Source organism: Amycolatopsis sp. VS8301801F10, assembly GCF_046195355.1.
In the GTDB taxonomy this organism is placed as follows: domain Bacteria; phylum Actinomycetota; class Actinomycetes; order Mycobacteriales; family Pseudonocardiaceae; genus Amycolatopsis.
Genome location: NZ_CP176065.1, coordinates 1,988,028 through 2,001,878, shown reverse-complemented (window position 1 = coordinate 2,001,878; position 13,851 = coordinate 1,988,028). Strand labels below are relative to the sequence as shown.

Below are 13,851 nucleotides of genomic sequence, written 5' to 3'. Positions count from 1 at the left end.
AAAAGGGCCGTCCACCTGCCTGGTGGACGGCCCTTTTTACTGCCTGATCAGCCCGCGAGGGCCAGTTCGCCCGCTTCCTGCTCGGCGCGCTGCTCCATCGCCGACTTGTCCGACAGCGGCTTCTCCCGCAGCAGCCAGACCAGCGCGAACCCGACGGTCAGCACCGCGCCGCCGATCAGGAACACCGTGCTCATCGAGCTGGAGAACCCTTCCAGGATCGGCCGGGCGAGCACCGGGTCGAGCGTCGACAGGAACGAGGTGTCGTTCACGTCGAGGCCGCCGCCGGCCAGCTGCCGGGCGAACTCCGGGTGCTGCGCCAGCGCCGCGGTGTAGGCCGGGGAGGCCATCGCCGAGCGCACCGCCGCCGCGATCCGGTCGCCGACCGTGCTGAACAGGATCGACAGGAACACCGCGGTGCCCGCCGTGCCGCCGATCTGCCGGAAGAACGTCACCGACGAGGTCGCGACCCCGATGTCGCGGGGCGTGACGTCGTTCGTGGCGGCCAGGGTCAGCGTCTGCATGGTCGAGCCGAGGCCCAGTCCGAGCACGAACGCGATGGCCATGACCACGCCGAGCGCGGTGTCCACGCCGATCATCGAGAACGCGTACACCGCCGCGGCCATCAGGCCGAGTCCGGCGACCGCGAAGCCCTTGTACCGGCCGGTCCGGGTGATGATCCGGCCGCTGCCGAGGCTCGCGACCATGATCCCGAGGGTGAGCGGCAGCATCTGCAGCCCGGCCTGGGTCGGCGTCGCGCCCTTGACGATCTGCAGGTACAGCGGCAGCGACATCATCGCGCCGAACATCCCGATGCCCTGGATCACGGTGACCAGCGTCGACACCCGGAACACCCCGCTGCGGAACAGCCGCAGCGGCAGCAGCGCGGCGTCGCCCATCCGGCGTTCCTGCAGGACGAACAGGGCCACGCCGAGCGCGCCGACCAGGTACATCGCCAGCGACGCGGGCGAACCCCAGCCCCATTCGCGGCCCTGCTCGGCGACGAGCAGCAGCGGCACGAGACCCAACGTCAGCGCGCCGGCTCCGAGGAAGTCGACCTTCTGGTCCACCCGGGTGTGCGGGAGGTTCAGCACCTTGCTCACGACGACCAGCGCGGCGAGCGCGATCGGGACGTTCACCATGAACACCCAGCGCCAGCCGGTCAGGCCGGCGAACGAGTCGAGTCCGGCGAAGAACCCGCCGACGACCGGGCCGGCGACGCTCGAGACGCCGAACACGGCCATGAAGTAGCCCTGGTAGCGGCTGCGTTCCCGCGGCGAGGTGATGTCGGTGATGATCGCCAGCGCGAGCGACATCAGCCCGCCGGCGCCGAGGCCCTGGAACGCGCGGAACGCGGCCAGTTCGTACATCGATCCGGCCATCGCGCTCGCCAGCGAACCGGCGAGGAAGAGCGAGATCGCGGTCAGGTACATCGGCTTGCGGCCGAAGAGGTCGGACAGCTTGCCGTACAGCGGCGTGGAAAGCGTCGCGGTGATCAGGTAGGCGGTGGTGGCCCAGGCCTGCAGGCTCTGTCCGTGCAGTTCGTCGGCGATGGTCTTCATCGCCGAGGACACGATGGTCTGGTCGAGGGCCGCCAGGAACATGCCGAGCATCAGCCCGGACAGAACCGTGAGGATCTGCCGGTGTGAAAGCCGTCCGTTCGTGGTGGCGCCCCCTTCCGCAGTGGCGGTGTCGCTCATGGTGGTCTCCCTCAGTGCCGAGCTACTTGCTTGTATCCCTCAACTACTTGCTCGCCACAACTGTTCCCGAAAAACTTGCATTCATCAACCAAATATCCTGTGACGCTAATCTCTCGCCCGACGATGTCGAGAACGCGCGACCGGCTCCGTCCCTGGCGCGAACGTGGCCGACGCCGAGTCGCCACCAGCACGGAGGAGAACCACCATGGCCAAGTACCTGCTGCTCAAGCACTACCGCGGCGCGCCGGCTTCGGTGAACGACGTCCCCATGGACCAGTGGACGCCCGAGGAGGTCACCGCCCACATCCAGTACATGCGCGACTTCGCGGACCGGCTCGTGGAGACCGGCGAGTTCGTCAGCGAGCAGGCGCTGTCCCCGGAAGGGACGTGGGTCCGCTTCGACGGCGAGGGCCGCCCGCCGGTCACCGACGGTCCGTTCGCCGAGACGAAGGACGTCATCGCGGGCTGGATGCTCATCGACGTCGACAGCTACGAGCGCGCGCTCGAACTGGCCGGGGAGCTGTCCGCGGCCCCCGGCGCGGGCGGAAAGCCGATCCACGAATGGCTCGAACTGCGCCCCTGCTACGGCGTGAACCCCTCGGTGACCGAATGAACGAGGAGTTGCTGCGGGAACTCGTGCCCGCGGTGATCGGCATCCTCGTCCGGCGCGGAGCGGACTTCGCGTCGGCCGAGGATGCCGTGCAGGAAGCGCTGATCCGCGCGCTGGACGCGTGGCGGGACGATCCGCCGCGCGATCCGAAGGCGTGGCTCATCTCCGCCGCGTGGCGCCGGTTCCTCGACGCCACGCGATCGGAATCCGCGCGCCGGGGCCGGGAAGTGGCGGTGGACGCCGAGCCGCCGCCCGGTCCGGCGGCCGCGGTGGACGATTCGCTCCAGCTCTACTTCCTGTGCGCGCACCCGTCGTTGACGCCGTCGTCGGCCGTCGCGCTCACGCTGCGCGCGGTCGGCGGGCTGACCACGAAGCAGATCGCGCAGGCGTATCTGGTGCCGGAAGCGACGATGGCGCAACGGATCAGCCGGGCGAAGAAAACCGTGTCCACCGTGCGGTTCGACGCGCCCGGCGACGTCGCGACCGTGCTGCGTGTGCTGTATCTGGTGTTCAACGAGGGCTACTCCGGCGAACTCGACCTCGCCGCCGAGGCCATCCGGCTGACCCGGCAGCTTGCGGCGGGCTTCGACCATCCGGAGGTGGCCGGTCTGCTCGCGTTGATGCTGCTGCACCACGCCCGCCGCGCCGCGCGGACGAAGCCGGACGGCAGCCTCGTGCCGCTCGCCGAACAGGACCGGAGTGCCTGGGACACCCGGCTGATCGCCGAGGGCGTCGACATCCTGCAGGCTGCGCTGGCTCGGGACCAGCTCGGCGAGTACCAGGCTCAAGCCGCGATCGCCGCGCTGCACGCCGACGCTCTCACCGCGGAGGAAACCGACTGGGTGCAGATCGTCGAGTGGTACGACGAGTTGCTGGCGCTGACCGACAGCCCGATCGTCCGGCTGAACCGGGCGGTCGCGGTCGGCGAGGCGGACGGGCCTCGCGCGGGATTGAAGGCGCTGGCCGAGCTGGACGACAAGCTGCCTCGGCATAGTGCGGTGGCGGCCTACCTGCATGAACGCGACGGAGACCTGGCGACGGCCGCGCGGCTGTACCGCGAGGCGGCGGAGAAGGCACCCAACGTGGCCGAGCGCAATCACCTGATCAGCCAAGCGGCCCGGCTCAACAACTCGTGAGTGGCGATCACGGTTCTAACCGTGATCGCCACTCACGACGTCACTCGCGGTAGCCCGGGATCGGGAACGGCTGGAGGAACTCGCGGATCTCCGCCGCGATCGAGTCCAGCTCGCCGTCCTGCTGTGCCGCCGCGGCGGTCACCGTCCGGTCGATCCACTCGGCGACCTGCACCTGGTGCTCGGGCTTGAGCCCGCGCGTGGTGATCGCCGAGGTGCCCAGCCGGATGCCGGACGGGTCGAACGGCTTGCGCGGGTCGAACGGCACGGTGTTGTAGTTCAGCTCGATGCCCGCGCGGTCCAGCGCCTGCGCGGCGGGCTTGCCGGGCACCGCCTTGTTGGTCAGGTCGATCAGCAGCAGGTGGTTGTCCGTGCCGCCGGAGACGAGGTCGTACCCGCGCTCGATCAGCGCTTCGGCCAGCGCCTTGGCGTTCGCGACGATCGTGTGCGCGTACTCGGAGAACGACGGCTGCTGCGCCTCCCCCAGCGCGACCGCGATGGCGGCCGTCGTGTGGTTGTGCGGACCGCCCTGCAGGCCGGGGAACACCGCCTTGTCGACCGCCTTGGCGTGCTCGGCGTCGGACAGGATCATCGCGCCGCGCGGGCCGCGCAGCGTCTTGTGCGTGGTCGTGGTGATGACCTGCGCGTGGCCGACCGGCGACGGGTGCGCGCCGCCCGCGATCAGGCCGGCGATGTGCGCGATGTCGGCCACCAGCACGGCGCCGACCTCGCGGGCGATCTCCGCGAACGCCGGGAAGTCGATCGTGCGCGGGATGGCCGTGCCGCCGGCGAAGATCAGCTTCGGCCGGTGCTGGCGGGCGAGGTCGCGGACCTGGTCGAGGTCGACGCGGCCGGTTTCCTTCCGGACGCCGTAGCGGACCGGCGTGAACCACTTGCCGGTCGCGGACACGCTCCAGCCGTGCGTGAGGTGGCCGCCGTCGGGCAGCGCCATGCCGAGCACGGTGTCGCCCGGCTGGGCGAACGCCAGGTACACCGCGAGGTTGGCCGGGGAACCCGAATACGGCTGGACGTTCGCGTGGTCGACGCCGAAGACGGCCTTCGCCCGCTCGATCGCCACCTGCTCGACCTGGTCGATGAACTGCTGGCCCTCGTAGTAGCGCTTGCCGGCGTAGCCCTCGGAATACTTGTTGGTGAGCACGCTGCCGGTGGCTTCGAGCACCGCCTGCGAAACATAGTTCTCGGACGCGATCAGGCGGATCTTGTCGTGCTGGCGTTTCGCCTCGTCCTCGACCAGACCGGCGATCTGCGGATCCGCCGCGGACAGGGCGGACAGGGCGGGCTGGTGTGTCATGGCGTACTCCGGCTCTGCAATGGCTCGCACCCAGGCGCGCGGTGCCGGCCTCGTCGTCGCTCCCCGGTGGTGCTCCACCTCTTGAATGGCGCCAGTCGCTGCTGCGGGACGCAGTTTAGTGCACCGCGCCAGCCCGCGTCCGGTGCGCGGGAACGGGCTCAGACCTGCTCGAGGCCGCCCCGGTGCCGTCGCGCGAGTTCCTGGTAGACCGCCGCGTTGTGCTCGACCCACACGCGCGCGGAATCGGTGAGTTCCACGAACTTCTTCGCCGGGCTGCCCATCGCGATCATCTCCGCCGGGACCTCGGTGCCCGGCGTGACCGTCGACCCCGCCGCGACGAACGCGCGCGGTCCGATCACCGCGCGGTCGAGCACCGTGGAACCGTTGCCGATCAACGCCTGTTCGCCGACCGTGCAGTCGTGCACGAGGCACTGGTGCCCCACGGTGACGTTGCGGCCGATCTCGGTCATCTCGGGTCCGGAGTGAATGACCGAGTTGTCCTGGATGTTCGCGCCCTCGCGGATGACGATCGGGCCGAAGTCCGCGCGGATCACCGCGCCGTACCAGACCGAAGCGTCTTTCTCGACGGTCACGTTGCCGATCAGGGTGGCGGTGGGGGCGATCCAGGCGTCCGGGTGAACCTGCGGGCTGACGCCGTCCAAGGAGAACAAAGGCATGTGCGCGAGCCTATGCGGCGTCAGCGGTATCCGGCGAAGCAGAGCGCCTCGATGTCGCCGCGGAGACTCGCGGACGACCGCGGCCGGACCCGTTGCTGCACCACCGCGCCGAGCAGGTAGCTCAGCAGCGAGCGGGCGCGGGCGCGCGGATCGTCGACGTCGAGCGGGGCGAGGAGTTCGACGAGCAGTTCGGTGATCGAGGTGAGCATGGCGTCGATCGCCTGCGGATGCTGCGCGCGCCCGGCCGCGATCCAGTACTCGAACCAGAGGAACGCGCCGCGCGGATGGTCGGCGAACTCGGCGAGATAGGCCTCGGTCACCGCGAAAAGCCGTTTGCGCGGGTCGGAGTGCTTGTCCGCGACCTTGCGCAGTTCCGCCACGAAGGTGTTGATGTGCGCGGCCATCGCCCGGTCGATGAGCACGTCGATGTCGGCGAAGTAGTAATGGATCGCACTTTTGGTGAGCGGCCCGGCCTCGGCGATCGCGCGTACCGTGCACCCGGCGAGCCCTTCGCGGGCGAGGACCTTGCGAGCCGCTTCGACGATCAGTTCCTGCTTCTGCAACTGGTTGGGCGACAGCTGGGTGCTGCGACCGGGCACGGCGCTCACGGTGATCCTCGTTACGTTTGTCAGGACGGCGGCCCTGAATCCTAGGCCAGCAGTCCCAACGGCTTCCGGCGGGTGAAAAACCGGATTGGCCACCCCGGTCCGCGCGGCGGACAATGCCCGGCATGGTGATCTCAGGGGACAAGGGGCTCAGCGAGGCGGCGCGCCGTCAGCTGGAGAAGGAAATCGCGGACCTGCGCGCGCAGCGGGAGGCGCTGTCTCCGCAGCCGGGCGAGCAGGAACGCACGGGGGACGCCGCCGACCAGGCGGATGTGATCGACCGCGCCGAGGCAGCGGCGCGACTGGACCGGCAGATCGCCGAAGTCACCGCGAAGCTCGAGCACGGCGCGTACGACAGCTCGCTGCTTCCCGACGGCACGCGGGTTTCGCTGCGTTTTTCCGACGGTGACGAGGAAGAGTTCACCGTGGTGACCCTTCCCGGCGAGGACGCCGACGCGATCACTTCGGACAGCCCGCTCGGCCTCGCGCTGGCGAACGCGAAGACCGGCGAGGAAATCAGCTACCGCACCCCGCGCGGGCAAGCCACCGCGACGGTGCTGAAGCTGACGCCGCCCACCAACTGACCACAGAGGACAGACAGTGGCCGCCCCGGTTTTCCGGGGCGGCCACTGTTATTTGTCCGCGTTGGCCACCGTTTCGGCTTGGTACGCGTACACGCCGTCCGTCTCGACCGCGACGTGCCAGCCGCCGCAGTCCTTGTCCATCCGCTTGTGCTCGCCCGCCGGCCACCAGTCCGCGGTGAGCGTCGGCGCTTTCGCCTCGGCCTTTCCCGGCTTGCACAGCGCGGGCAGCTCCGACGGACCTGGCTGATAGCGCAGGATCCGCTCCGAACCGGTGGTGCGGATCAGCTCGGTGACCGACTTCGCGTCGTCCGGCACCCACGACGGGAGCCGGGCGTCCGAGTTGGCCTTGCCCTGCTTGCCGGTGTCGTAGGAAACCGCCTTCACGTGGCCGTTCGACTTCTCCTCGACCGAGGCGCCGAGCCCGCACGACGCGACCGTGGCCAGAGCCGCGATCCCGGTCACCGCCAGTACTGCCGTGTTCACCTTGTTCCGCACGCTGTTCATGGCTTCCAGTCAACTGAGACCGGCGTGTCCCGCCCTCGTTCTTCCGGCTCTTTGCGGTTGGCCAGTCGGCCGACTCCGTCCCTCACATGAGTGAAATCGAGGGGTCATTCTTCGCCGTCGAGATGCTCCCAGCCCGGCCTCGGACAGCAGGCCGAGGTGTGTGGCGATCGCCTGCCGGGTGATCGGAAGCCGGGCCGCGAGATCCGTCGCCGTCGCCGGACCGAGCATGCATGCCCTCCTGACCACCGGCACCGGTCAAGCCGATCCCGAAATCCGAGGCTCCGAAAGGACATTCGGCCAAACAAGATCCGCTGATCGCGGGTCCGCCCGGCCGTGGTTGTGCTAAGCAGGCGGGATGCGAAGATCATTTCCCCCGAGGGAATCCCGATGAATGATGACGTTTCCCAGAACCTCGTCGTCTTCCGGATCAAAGGCCTCCCCGAACCCGTGCTGGCCAGCGCGCCGACCCAGGCCGAGGACGCGGTCGAGCGGGCGTGGGAGAGCGTCCGGCAGCAGCACAAGGTGCGCGGGTCCGCGGTTCTGGCCGTGTACAGCGGATGGCAGCCTTCCGCGGCCGACCGGAAATTCATGGCCAAGAATTTCCGGAAGGCCGAGTGCACCTACAGCTTCGCCCGGCCCGCTCCCGGTGAGTGGGACCGAGCCTTCGCCGAAGCCCGCGCCGCGATGGCCGAGGCCGAACAGCGGAAAAGCGCCGAGGAGATACTGCCGATCCTCTGGAGCGCGTCCTCGCCGCGCGCCGGGCTGCTCGATGCTTTGCCGCACCACCCGCTCGTACCCGGCAGGCTGTCGGTCGCGCTCGCGGTGGTGTCGCGAACGCCCGAGGGCAAGATCGGGATGCAGCACATCACCCGGCATGAGCAGGAGCAGCTGGGCGCGCCGCTCGAGAAGCTGCTCGACGTCGGATTCGGAGCCCTGGCGCGCGGGCTGAAGTTCGAGGTGCGCCGCTCCGGCGCGGACGTCCTGGTCTCGCTCGCCCGGGAAAACCAGCTGGCGGCGTCCGCGCTCGCGCTGCCCGATCTGCACGCCCAGCTGACCCCGCACCTCGGAACGGGAGATCTGATCGTCGGCCTGCCCTGCCCGGACGAGATGTACGTCGCCCGGGAAGGCTCCGGACTGGCGGATACCGTCCGGGAGCAGGTGCTGAATTCGCCGTACGAGACCACGGAGCTGGTCCCGTCCGTCCTGCGGCTCGGGACTGGCGGACTGGAGCTGCTCGCCGAACGCCCCTAACGGGTGAATCTGGGAAGTCCCACCCCACGAAGCAGGCCCCGTCCGGAGGTGTCCGGACGGGGCCTGATCTGTGGAGCCGCCTGGGGGAATCGAACCCCCGACCTATTCATTACGAGTGAATCGCTCTGGCCGACTGAGCTAAGGCGGCACGCCGCTGTGCGACGGTCATCAGTGTAGCGGAGGCGTGGTGCGTCACCTTGCGGGGGCCGCGTCGTTAGGCTCCTATGACTTCGGTCTCACTCCCCGACCCGGCGATCCACTGGAGGACCCGGCACATGCAGCGAAGACTGCCCCGTGCGCTGGCGGTACCCGCGACTGCCGCATTGCTGCTGCTCCTGGCCGCGCCGGCCGGTGCGCAGGAGATTCCGACGACGCCAATCCCGCAGCCCAACAACCCCTCGCAGCCGCCCGCGTCGGCGCCCGTCGGGCCGCAGCCGCTCGGGCACGCGGTGGGCGACGCGGGCACCGCGCTCGGCGTCCTGCGGCTGCTGCCCAACTCGGTCACCACGAGCACGATCCTTCCCGGTTTCGGCCAGACGCTGCCGAAGCAGTCCGCGCTCGAAGCGGGCATGGGCCTGTCCAGCGCGTCGGCGAACTCGGAGGCCTACCTGGCGTACGAGAAGGCGATCGCGCAGTCGTCGCCGTTCGGGCTGGCCGTCGGGGGCCAGGCTCCGCAGACGCCGGGCAGCCTCGTGCAGACCGCGCTGCCGGACAACCCGAAGGAGATCAGCGGGGGCCTGAACGCGCCGTCCAACCCGCTGCTGAACGTCGGGCTGCTCAACGGCACCGCGCACGCCCGCTGGAGCGAATCGCTCGGCCCGTGCGTGGACCCGATCGCCGACGCCAGCACGTCCGTCGCGAGCCTTTCGCTGCTGAACGTCATCCCGACGCTCCCGCAGGTCCCGATTCTCGGTAACGGCGGGCTGAACGTGTCGCCGGACCAGCTCGCGAAGGGCTTCGATCCGAAGACCGGGCTGCAGAGCCTCGGCGGCCTGCTGTCCGGCAGCGGACAGACGCCCGCCGCGGGCACCGGTTCGCTGCTGAGCCTGCCGAACACGCTGTCGTCGCGCTCGCAGGTCAAGCTCGTCGACATCCCCGGGTCGCCGAACAAGGCGGTGCAGTCGAGGTCCACGCTGCAGGCGGCGGACATCAACATCCTCAAGGGCACCCCGCTCGAGCTGAACCTCAAGGTGGCCAGCCAGCCGACGCTCACCGTCACCTCCACCGGCGACGCGAAGACGTCCAAGGTGGAGTACCAGGCTCCGGTGATCACCATCGCGGCCGGCGGCAAGACGCTGTACACGCTCGACGCGGCGCACCCGACCAAGGACATCCCGATCGGCCTGCCGCTCTCGCAGCTGAGCGACCAGTTCGGCGCACTGGACAACGTGCCGGTCGTCGGCGGCCTGGTCGCCACCGCGACGAAGGGCCTGCAGCAGCTCGGCGACACCACCGGGAAGGTGCTCGACCTCGGCGTGCTGCGGCTGAGCATCGCGAATCTCGACCAGAAGCAGTCCGAGGCGACCACGCCGTTCAAGGGCTACCAGATCGGCGCGGCGGCGCGGCTGCTCGACCTGCAGGTGCTGCCGACGAAAAACCTGAAGGACCTGCTGCCGAAGCAGGCCAGCGACAACCTGCCCTCGTCGCTGGCGCAGCTGTCGCTTGGCGAGCAGATCGCCCGCGCGTACGCCCCCACCGGCGGCGTCGTGTGCGGTTCGACGACGACTCCGCCCGCCCCGCCGCAGGGCGGTGCCGCACCGGCCGGTCCGGTGAAGCACCTGGCCTACACGAACGGCGCGTACGACACGGTGCCGCTGTTCTGGACGGGCACGGCGATGCTGCTGCTCGGTGTCGTGATGGTGGCGGCGTTCCCGAACCGGCGGCGTCCCGCGCTGGCGCTGAAGCGGCCGGCCGGCGGTCCGGACACGCCGTTCAAGCCGTCGCCGCATCCGCGCGACTGACGTCAGACAACGGAAACGGCCCCCTCGCTGACTGGCGAGGGGGCCGTTTTTCGCTGAGCTGGGGTCAGCCTTGGCGAAGCGTGGTGACCATGGCTTCCACGGCGATCCGCGGCTTCACGTTCAGTCCGATCGCCTCGCGGCACTCCAGTACCGCTTCCAGGCGGCGCAGCGTCGACTCCGGCGACCAGGAGGCCGCGGCCGAGTTGATCTGCTCGGCGTGGTCGGGGTGCGTCAGCGTCGCGCCGGAACGCGTGCTCGTGACCAGGACGTCGCGGTAGAAGCCCGCCAGGTCGACCAAGGCGAGGTCGAGGGTGTCGCGCTGGGTTCGCGTGGCGCGGGATTTCTGGCGTTTCTCCAGCTGCTTGACCGCGGCCTCAGCGGCGCGTTTCGCTCCGGCGACGCCCTTGCCGGTGCCGTCGCCGCCCATCGCGGTGCGCAGTTCGGAGCGTTCCTGCTCGTCGCGGCCCTTGCTTTCCTCGCCCGCGTCCGCTTCCGCCGCGCTGATCAGCTGGTCGGCGCTGGTGAAAACGTCGTCCGGACGCCGCAGTCCGAGCGGAATCCGCAGCACGGTGGCGCGGCGCTGCCGGGCCGCCTCGTCGGTGGCGAGCCGGCGCGCGCGGCCGACGTGGCCGTTGCACACCGACGCGGCCCAGTTGGCGCGCTCGGGGTCGACGCCGTCCCGGGAGATCAGCACCTGCGCGATCGCCTCGGCGGGCGGGGTGCGGAGCGGGACCAGCCGGCACCGCGAACGGATGGTGACCGAGACGTCCTCCGGATGGTCCGACGGCGCGCACAGCAGGAACACGGTGCGGGCGGGCGGCTCTTCCACGGCCTTGAGCAGGGCGTTCGACGCGCCCTCGGTGAGCCGGTCGGCGTCCTCGATGATCACGACCTGCCACTCGCCGGTCGTCGGCCGGCGCGCCGCCGCTTGCACGAGCGCGCGCATTTCGGCGACCGAAATGGACAGTCCTTCCGGGACGACCAGCCGCACGTCGGCGTGGGTTCCGGCCATCGTCGTACGGCAGCCGGGGCACGCGCCGCAACCGGTTCCGGTGCTGCACTGCAGGGCCGCGGCGAACGTGCGCGCTGCGACCGAACGGCCGGAGCCCGGCGGTCCGGTCAGGAGCCAGGCGTGCGTCATCGCCGCTGGCGCGACAGGTTCTCCGGCAACGATCTTGGCTGCCGCGGCCGCCGCGGTGGACAGTGTTTCCACCGCGGGTTCCTGGCCGACGAGTTCAGTCCAGACGCCGATCGGAGTCGTCACCGATCCTCCACTTTGGACACTACGGGCAATTCCGCTTCGGCCGCCGCGGCCTCGGAGAGATCGGCCGCAGCGGTTTCTTCAGGCTCTTTGTCCGCCGGTTCCGCGGGCGCGAGACCCGCGAGCGGGCCGACGAAGACCGACTGGACGGCGCTGCGGACGCGTCCGGCGACGTCGCTGTCGGAACCCTCGGCGTCGACCACCACGTACCGGTCCGGGTCGGCGGCGGCCATTTCGGTGAGCAGTTTCTGCACCCACAGCTGGTCCTTCAGCGACGGCTGCGGGTCGTCCGGGTGCTCGGAGTCGAGAAGCACGGTGAGGTCCGGGCGGAGCCGCCCGGTGGCCCAGTCGACCAGGCCTTCCAGCTCGCCGCGGTCCAGCTCGCCCGCCGCGGACAGCGACGCGAGCGGGGAGTCGACAAAGCGCTCCATGACGACCACGGACCCGGCGTCGAGCGCGGGCTGGATCTCGCGTTCCACCAGTTCGGCGCGCACGGCCGCGGCGACGAGCGCCTGCGCCCGCACCCCGGTGAGCGCGGCGTCCGAGACCAGCGTGCGGAAACGCTGTTCGCCGAGCGCCGGGTCGGCGGTGAGCACGACCGGCCGGGTGCCGGTGCCGAGCCAGCGCGCGAGGCGGGCGGCCTGCTCGGCGGTGTTGACGGCGGTAGTGCCCTCGATGGCGATCAGGAAGCCGTTGACGCGGCGCGGGTTGCGGCGCAGCGCGTTGCGCAGGTCGCTGAAGATCTTCTCGGTGCGCCGCTCGTCCATCTGCCGGTAGGCGATGATCCCGAGCAGGACCGCGAGCAGCCCGCCGCCGAGGATGACCGGACGGGTGCCGTCGACGATGATCGGGTTGCCGAACAGGTTGACGTTGCGCTGCCGGACCAGGCCGATCAGCACCGGCGTGACCACGGTCGCGCCGAACAGCACGATCTTGAGCATCGCCTGGTAGATCGCGTTGATGCGGCCGCGGATCGCGTCCTCGACGCGGGAGCCGATGATCGTGACGCCGGTGAGGAACGCGGTGCCGGCGCAGACGCCGACGAAGGCGACCGCGGCCACCGAGATCGACAGGTGCGGCGACAACGCGACGACGCCGAGCGCGAGCCCGGCGAGGACGATCGAGATGCCGAACAGCCGGTCGTGCGGGAGCCGGTGCGCGAGCTTCGGGGCCAGCGCCATGCCGGTGGCCAGCCCGATGAAGACGGCCAGCATCAGCAGGTTGAACGCGGCGTCGCCACCGAGCAGCGACGACGAGTACGGCTTGGCCGCGCCGATGACCGCGCCACCCGCCGCGAACGCGCCGAAGGCTCCGATCAGCAGGCCGCGGACGATCGGCGTGCTGCGGACGAACTTGAGCCCGTCGCGCATCATCGCGCCGAAACCGAACTTCTCCTCGTCGGCTCGCTTGACCTTCTGCTGCGGCAGCGCGTGGACGTCGCGCAGGGACAGCTCGGGGATGCGGGTGGCGACGATGATGCCGCTGGTCAGGTACAGCAGGCCGGTGATGACGACGACGACCTTGGCGATGTAGAGGTCGACGCCGGGGCCCTGGAACAGGTGGAACGTGGAGTTCGCGCCGAGGATCAGCGCGTTGGCCCCGGCGGCGGTGATGACGGCGAGGCCGTAGGTCATCACCATGCCGAGCTGGTTGGCGGTCTCGACCTGCTCGGGGCGGCGCAGCAGGTTCGGCACCGCCGCGTCCTTGGACGGGATCCACATGATCGAGCAGCTGCCGACCAGGAAGTTCGCCACGAACAGCCACCACGGGGCCCCGACGACGGCGATCGAGAGCAGGAACCCGCAGCGCAGCAGGTCGCAGACGACCATGATCTTGCGCCGGTCGAACCGGTCGGCGAGCAGGCCGCCGAGCGGCGCGAAGAGCAGGCCGGGCAGCAGCGCGGTGACGACGACGCCGACGAACGCGTAGTTCTGCGCCGAGTAGTTGTCGAGGAGCTTGGTGCTCAGGCTGGTCAGGTTCAGCAGGTTCAGCCAGTCGGCGACACTGCACAGATACGTGACGCCCCACAGCCGACGGAACGGTTTGATCGCCAGCACCCGGCGGGCCCGGTGGATCGTGGACGTCCCGCCCGATCCGCCCGGGCCGGTGCCCGGCACCGACCGTACGCCCTCGCTGATACGCCCACCCCACTTGTCACGGCGGAGTCAGGCGACCCCTGCGGATCCCCCGACCGTGTAGCCGCCAGGGTAGTCCCGCCGCGGACGGGAGGAGGGCACGCCCCGTGATATGCGAGGT

The 13,851-nt window shown here is 70.1% G+C and carries 12 protein-coding genes, 1 tRNA gene and 1 pseudogene; 5 read left to right on the top strand and 9 right to left on the bottom strand.

Annotated elements, in window-relative coordinates; translation table 11 throughout:
• Positions 1-47: 47 nt before the first annotated feature.
• Positions 48-1,697: an MDR family MFS transporter gene (locus F9C11_RS09680; protein WP_409184532.1), complete on the bottom strand. Its 1,650-nt coding sequence runs from the start codon at positions 1,695-1,697 to the stop codon at positions 48-50.
• Positions 1,698-1,902: 205 nt separating this feature from the next.
• Between F9C11_RS09680 and F9C11_RS09675 the strand changes: the two genes are divergently transcribed.
• Together F9C11_RS09675 and F9C11_RS09670 are read left to right on the top strand one after the other, a co-directional pair.
• Positions 1,903-2,310 carry a YciI family protein gene (locus tag F9C11_RS09675; RefSeq protein ID WP_409184531.1) on the top strand — a complete coding sequence of 136 codons (408 nt, stop codon included), beginning with the start codon at positions 1,903-1,905 and terminating at the stop codon, positions 2,308-2,310.
• A complete protein-coding gene (locus F9C11_RS09670) occupies positions 2,307-3,443 on the top strand; it encodes an RNA polymerase sigma factor (protein ID WP_409184530.1) in 1,137 nt (378 codons plus the stop codon). The genes F9C11_RS09675 and F9C11_RS09670 overlap by 4 nt, the downstream gene beginning before the upstream one ends.
• 40 nt (positions 3,444-3,483) lie before the next feature.
• Here F9C11_RS09670 and glyA read toward each other — a convergent pair whose 3' ends face one another.
• The 3 genes from glyA to F9C11_RS09655 form a co-directional block, all read right to left on the bottom strand.
• The gene (glyA, locus tag F9C11_RS09665; protein WP_409184529.1) at positions 3,484-4,752 is read right to left on the bottom strand and encodes a serine hydroxymethyltransferase; all 1,269 of its coding nucleotides are present in this window, start codon (positions 4,750-4,752) and stop codon (positions 3,484-3,486) included.
• Positions 4,753-4,910: 158 nt separating this feature from the next.
• The gene (locus tag F9C11_RS09660) at positions 4,911-5,429 is read right to left on the bottom strand and encodes a gamma carbonic anhydrase family protein (protein WP_409184528.1); all 519 of its coding nucleotides are present in this window, start codon (positions 5,427-5,429) and stop codon (positions 4,911-4,913) included.
• Between the two features lie 20 nt (positions 5,430-5,449).
• Complete coding sequence (locus F9C11_RS09655) at positions 5,450-6,037, bottom strand: TetR/AcrR family transcriptional regulator (protein WP_037369190.1); 588 nt, start codon at positions 6,035-6,037, stop codon at positions 5,450-5,452.
• 122 nt (positions 6,038-6,159) lie between these two features.
• Here F9C11_RS09655 and F9C11_RS09650 point away from each other — a divergent pair, with 122 nt between their 5' ends.
• Positions 6,160-6,618, top strand: a complete 459-nt coding sequence (locus F9C11_RS09650; protein WP_409184527.1) for a GreA/GreB family elongation factor — start codon at positions 6,160-6,162, stop codon at positions 6,616-6,618.
• Positions 6,619-6,666: 48 nt separating this feature from the next.
• Here the strand turns inward: F9C11_RS09650 and F9C11_RS09645 are convergent, their stop codons facing one another.
• Together F9C11_RS09645 and F9C11_RS09640 are read right to left on the bottom strand one after the other, a co-directional pair.
• Complete coding sequence (locus tag F9C11_RS09645; RefSeq protein WP_409184526.1) at positions 6,667-7,122, bottom strand: hypothetical protein; 456 nt, start codon at positions 7,120-7,122, stop codon at positions 6,667-6,669.
• 87 nt (positions 7,123-7,209) lie between these two features.
• Positions 7,210-7,344 (bottom strand): annotated as a pseudogene (locus F9C11_RS09640) (transcriptional regulator); the annotation flags it as partial.
• 165 nt (positions 7,345-7,509) lie between these two features.
• Here F9C11_RS09640 and F9C11_RS09635 point away from each other — a divergent pair.
• Positions 7,510-8,373, top strand: a complete 864-nt coding sequence (locus tag F9C11_RS09635) for a hypothetical protein (protein ID WP_409184525.1) — start codon at positions 7,510-7,512, stop codon at positions 8,371-8,373.
• Between the two features lie 71 nt (positions 8,374-8,444).
• Here F9C11_RS09635 and F9C11_RS09630 read toward each other — a convergent pair.
• Positions 8,445-8,521, bottom strand: a tRNA-Thr gene (locus F9C11_RS09630).
• 127 nt (positions 8,522-8,648) lie between these two features.
• Between F9C11_RS09630 and F9C11_RS09625 the strand changes: the two genes are divergently transcribed.
• Positions 8,649-10,334, top strand: a complete 1,686-nt coding sequence (locus F9C11_RS09625; protein ID WP_409184524.1) for a hypothetical protein — start codon at positions 8,649-8,651, stop codon at positions 10,332-10,334.
• A gap of 64 nt (positions 10,335-10,398) precedes the next feature.
• Here F9C11_RS09625 and F9C11_RS09620 read toward each other — a convergent pair whose 3' ends face one another.
• Positions 10,399-11,598 (bottom strand): DNA polymerase III subunit delta', encoded by a 1,200-nt coding sequence (locus tag F9C11_RS09620; RefSeq protein WP_409184523.1) that lies wholly within the window; start codon positions 11,596-11,598, stop codon positions 10,399-10,401.
• A complete protein-coding gene (locus F9C11_RS09615; RefSeq protein ID WP_409184522.1) occupies positions 11,595-13,712 on the bottom strand; it encodes a bifunctional MFS transporter/dTMP kinase in 2,118 nt (705 codons plus the stop codon). The genes F9C11_RS09620 and F9C11_RS09615 overlap by 4 nt, the downstream gene beginning before the upstream one ends.
• Positions 13,713-13,851: the final 139 nt, after the last annotated feature.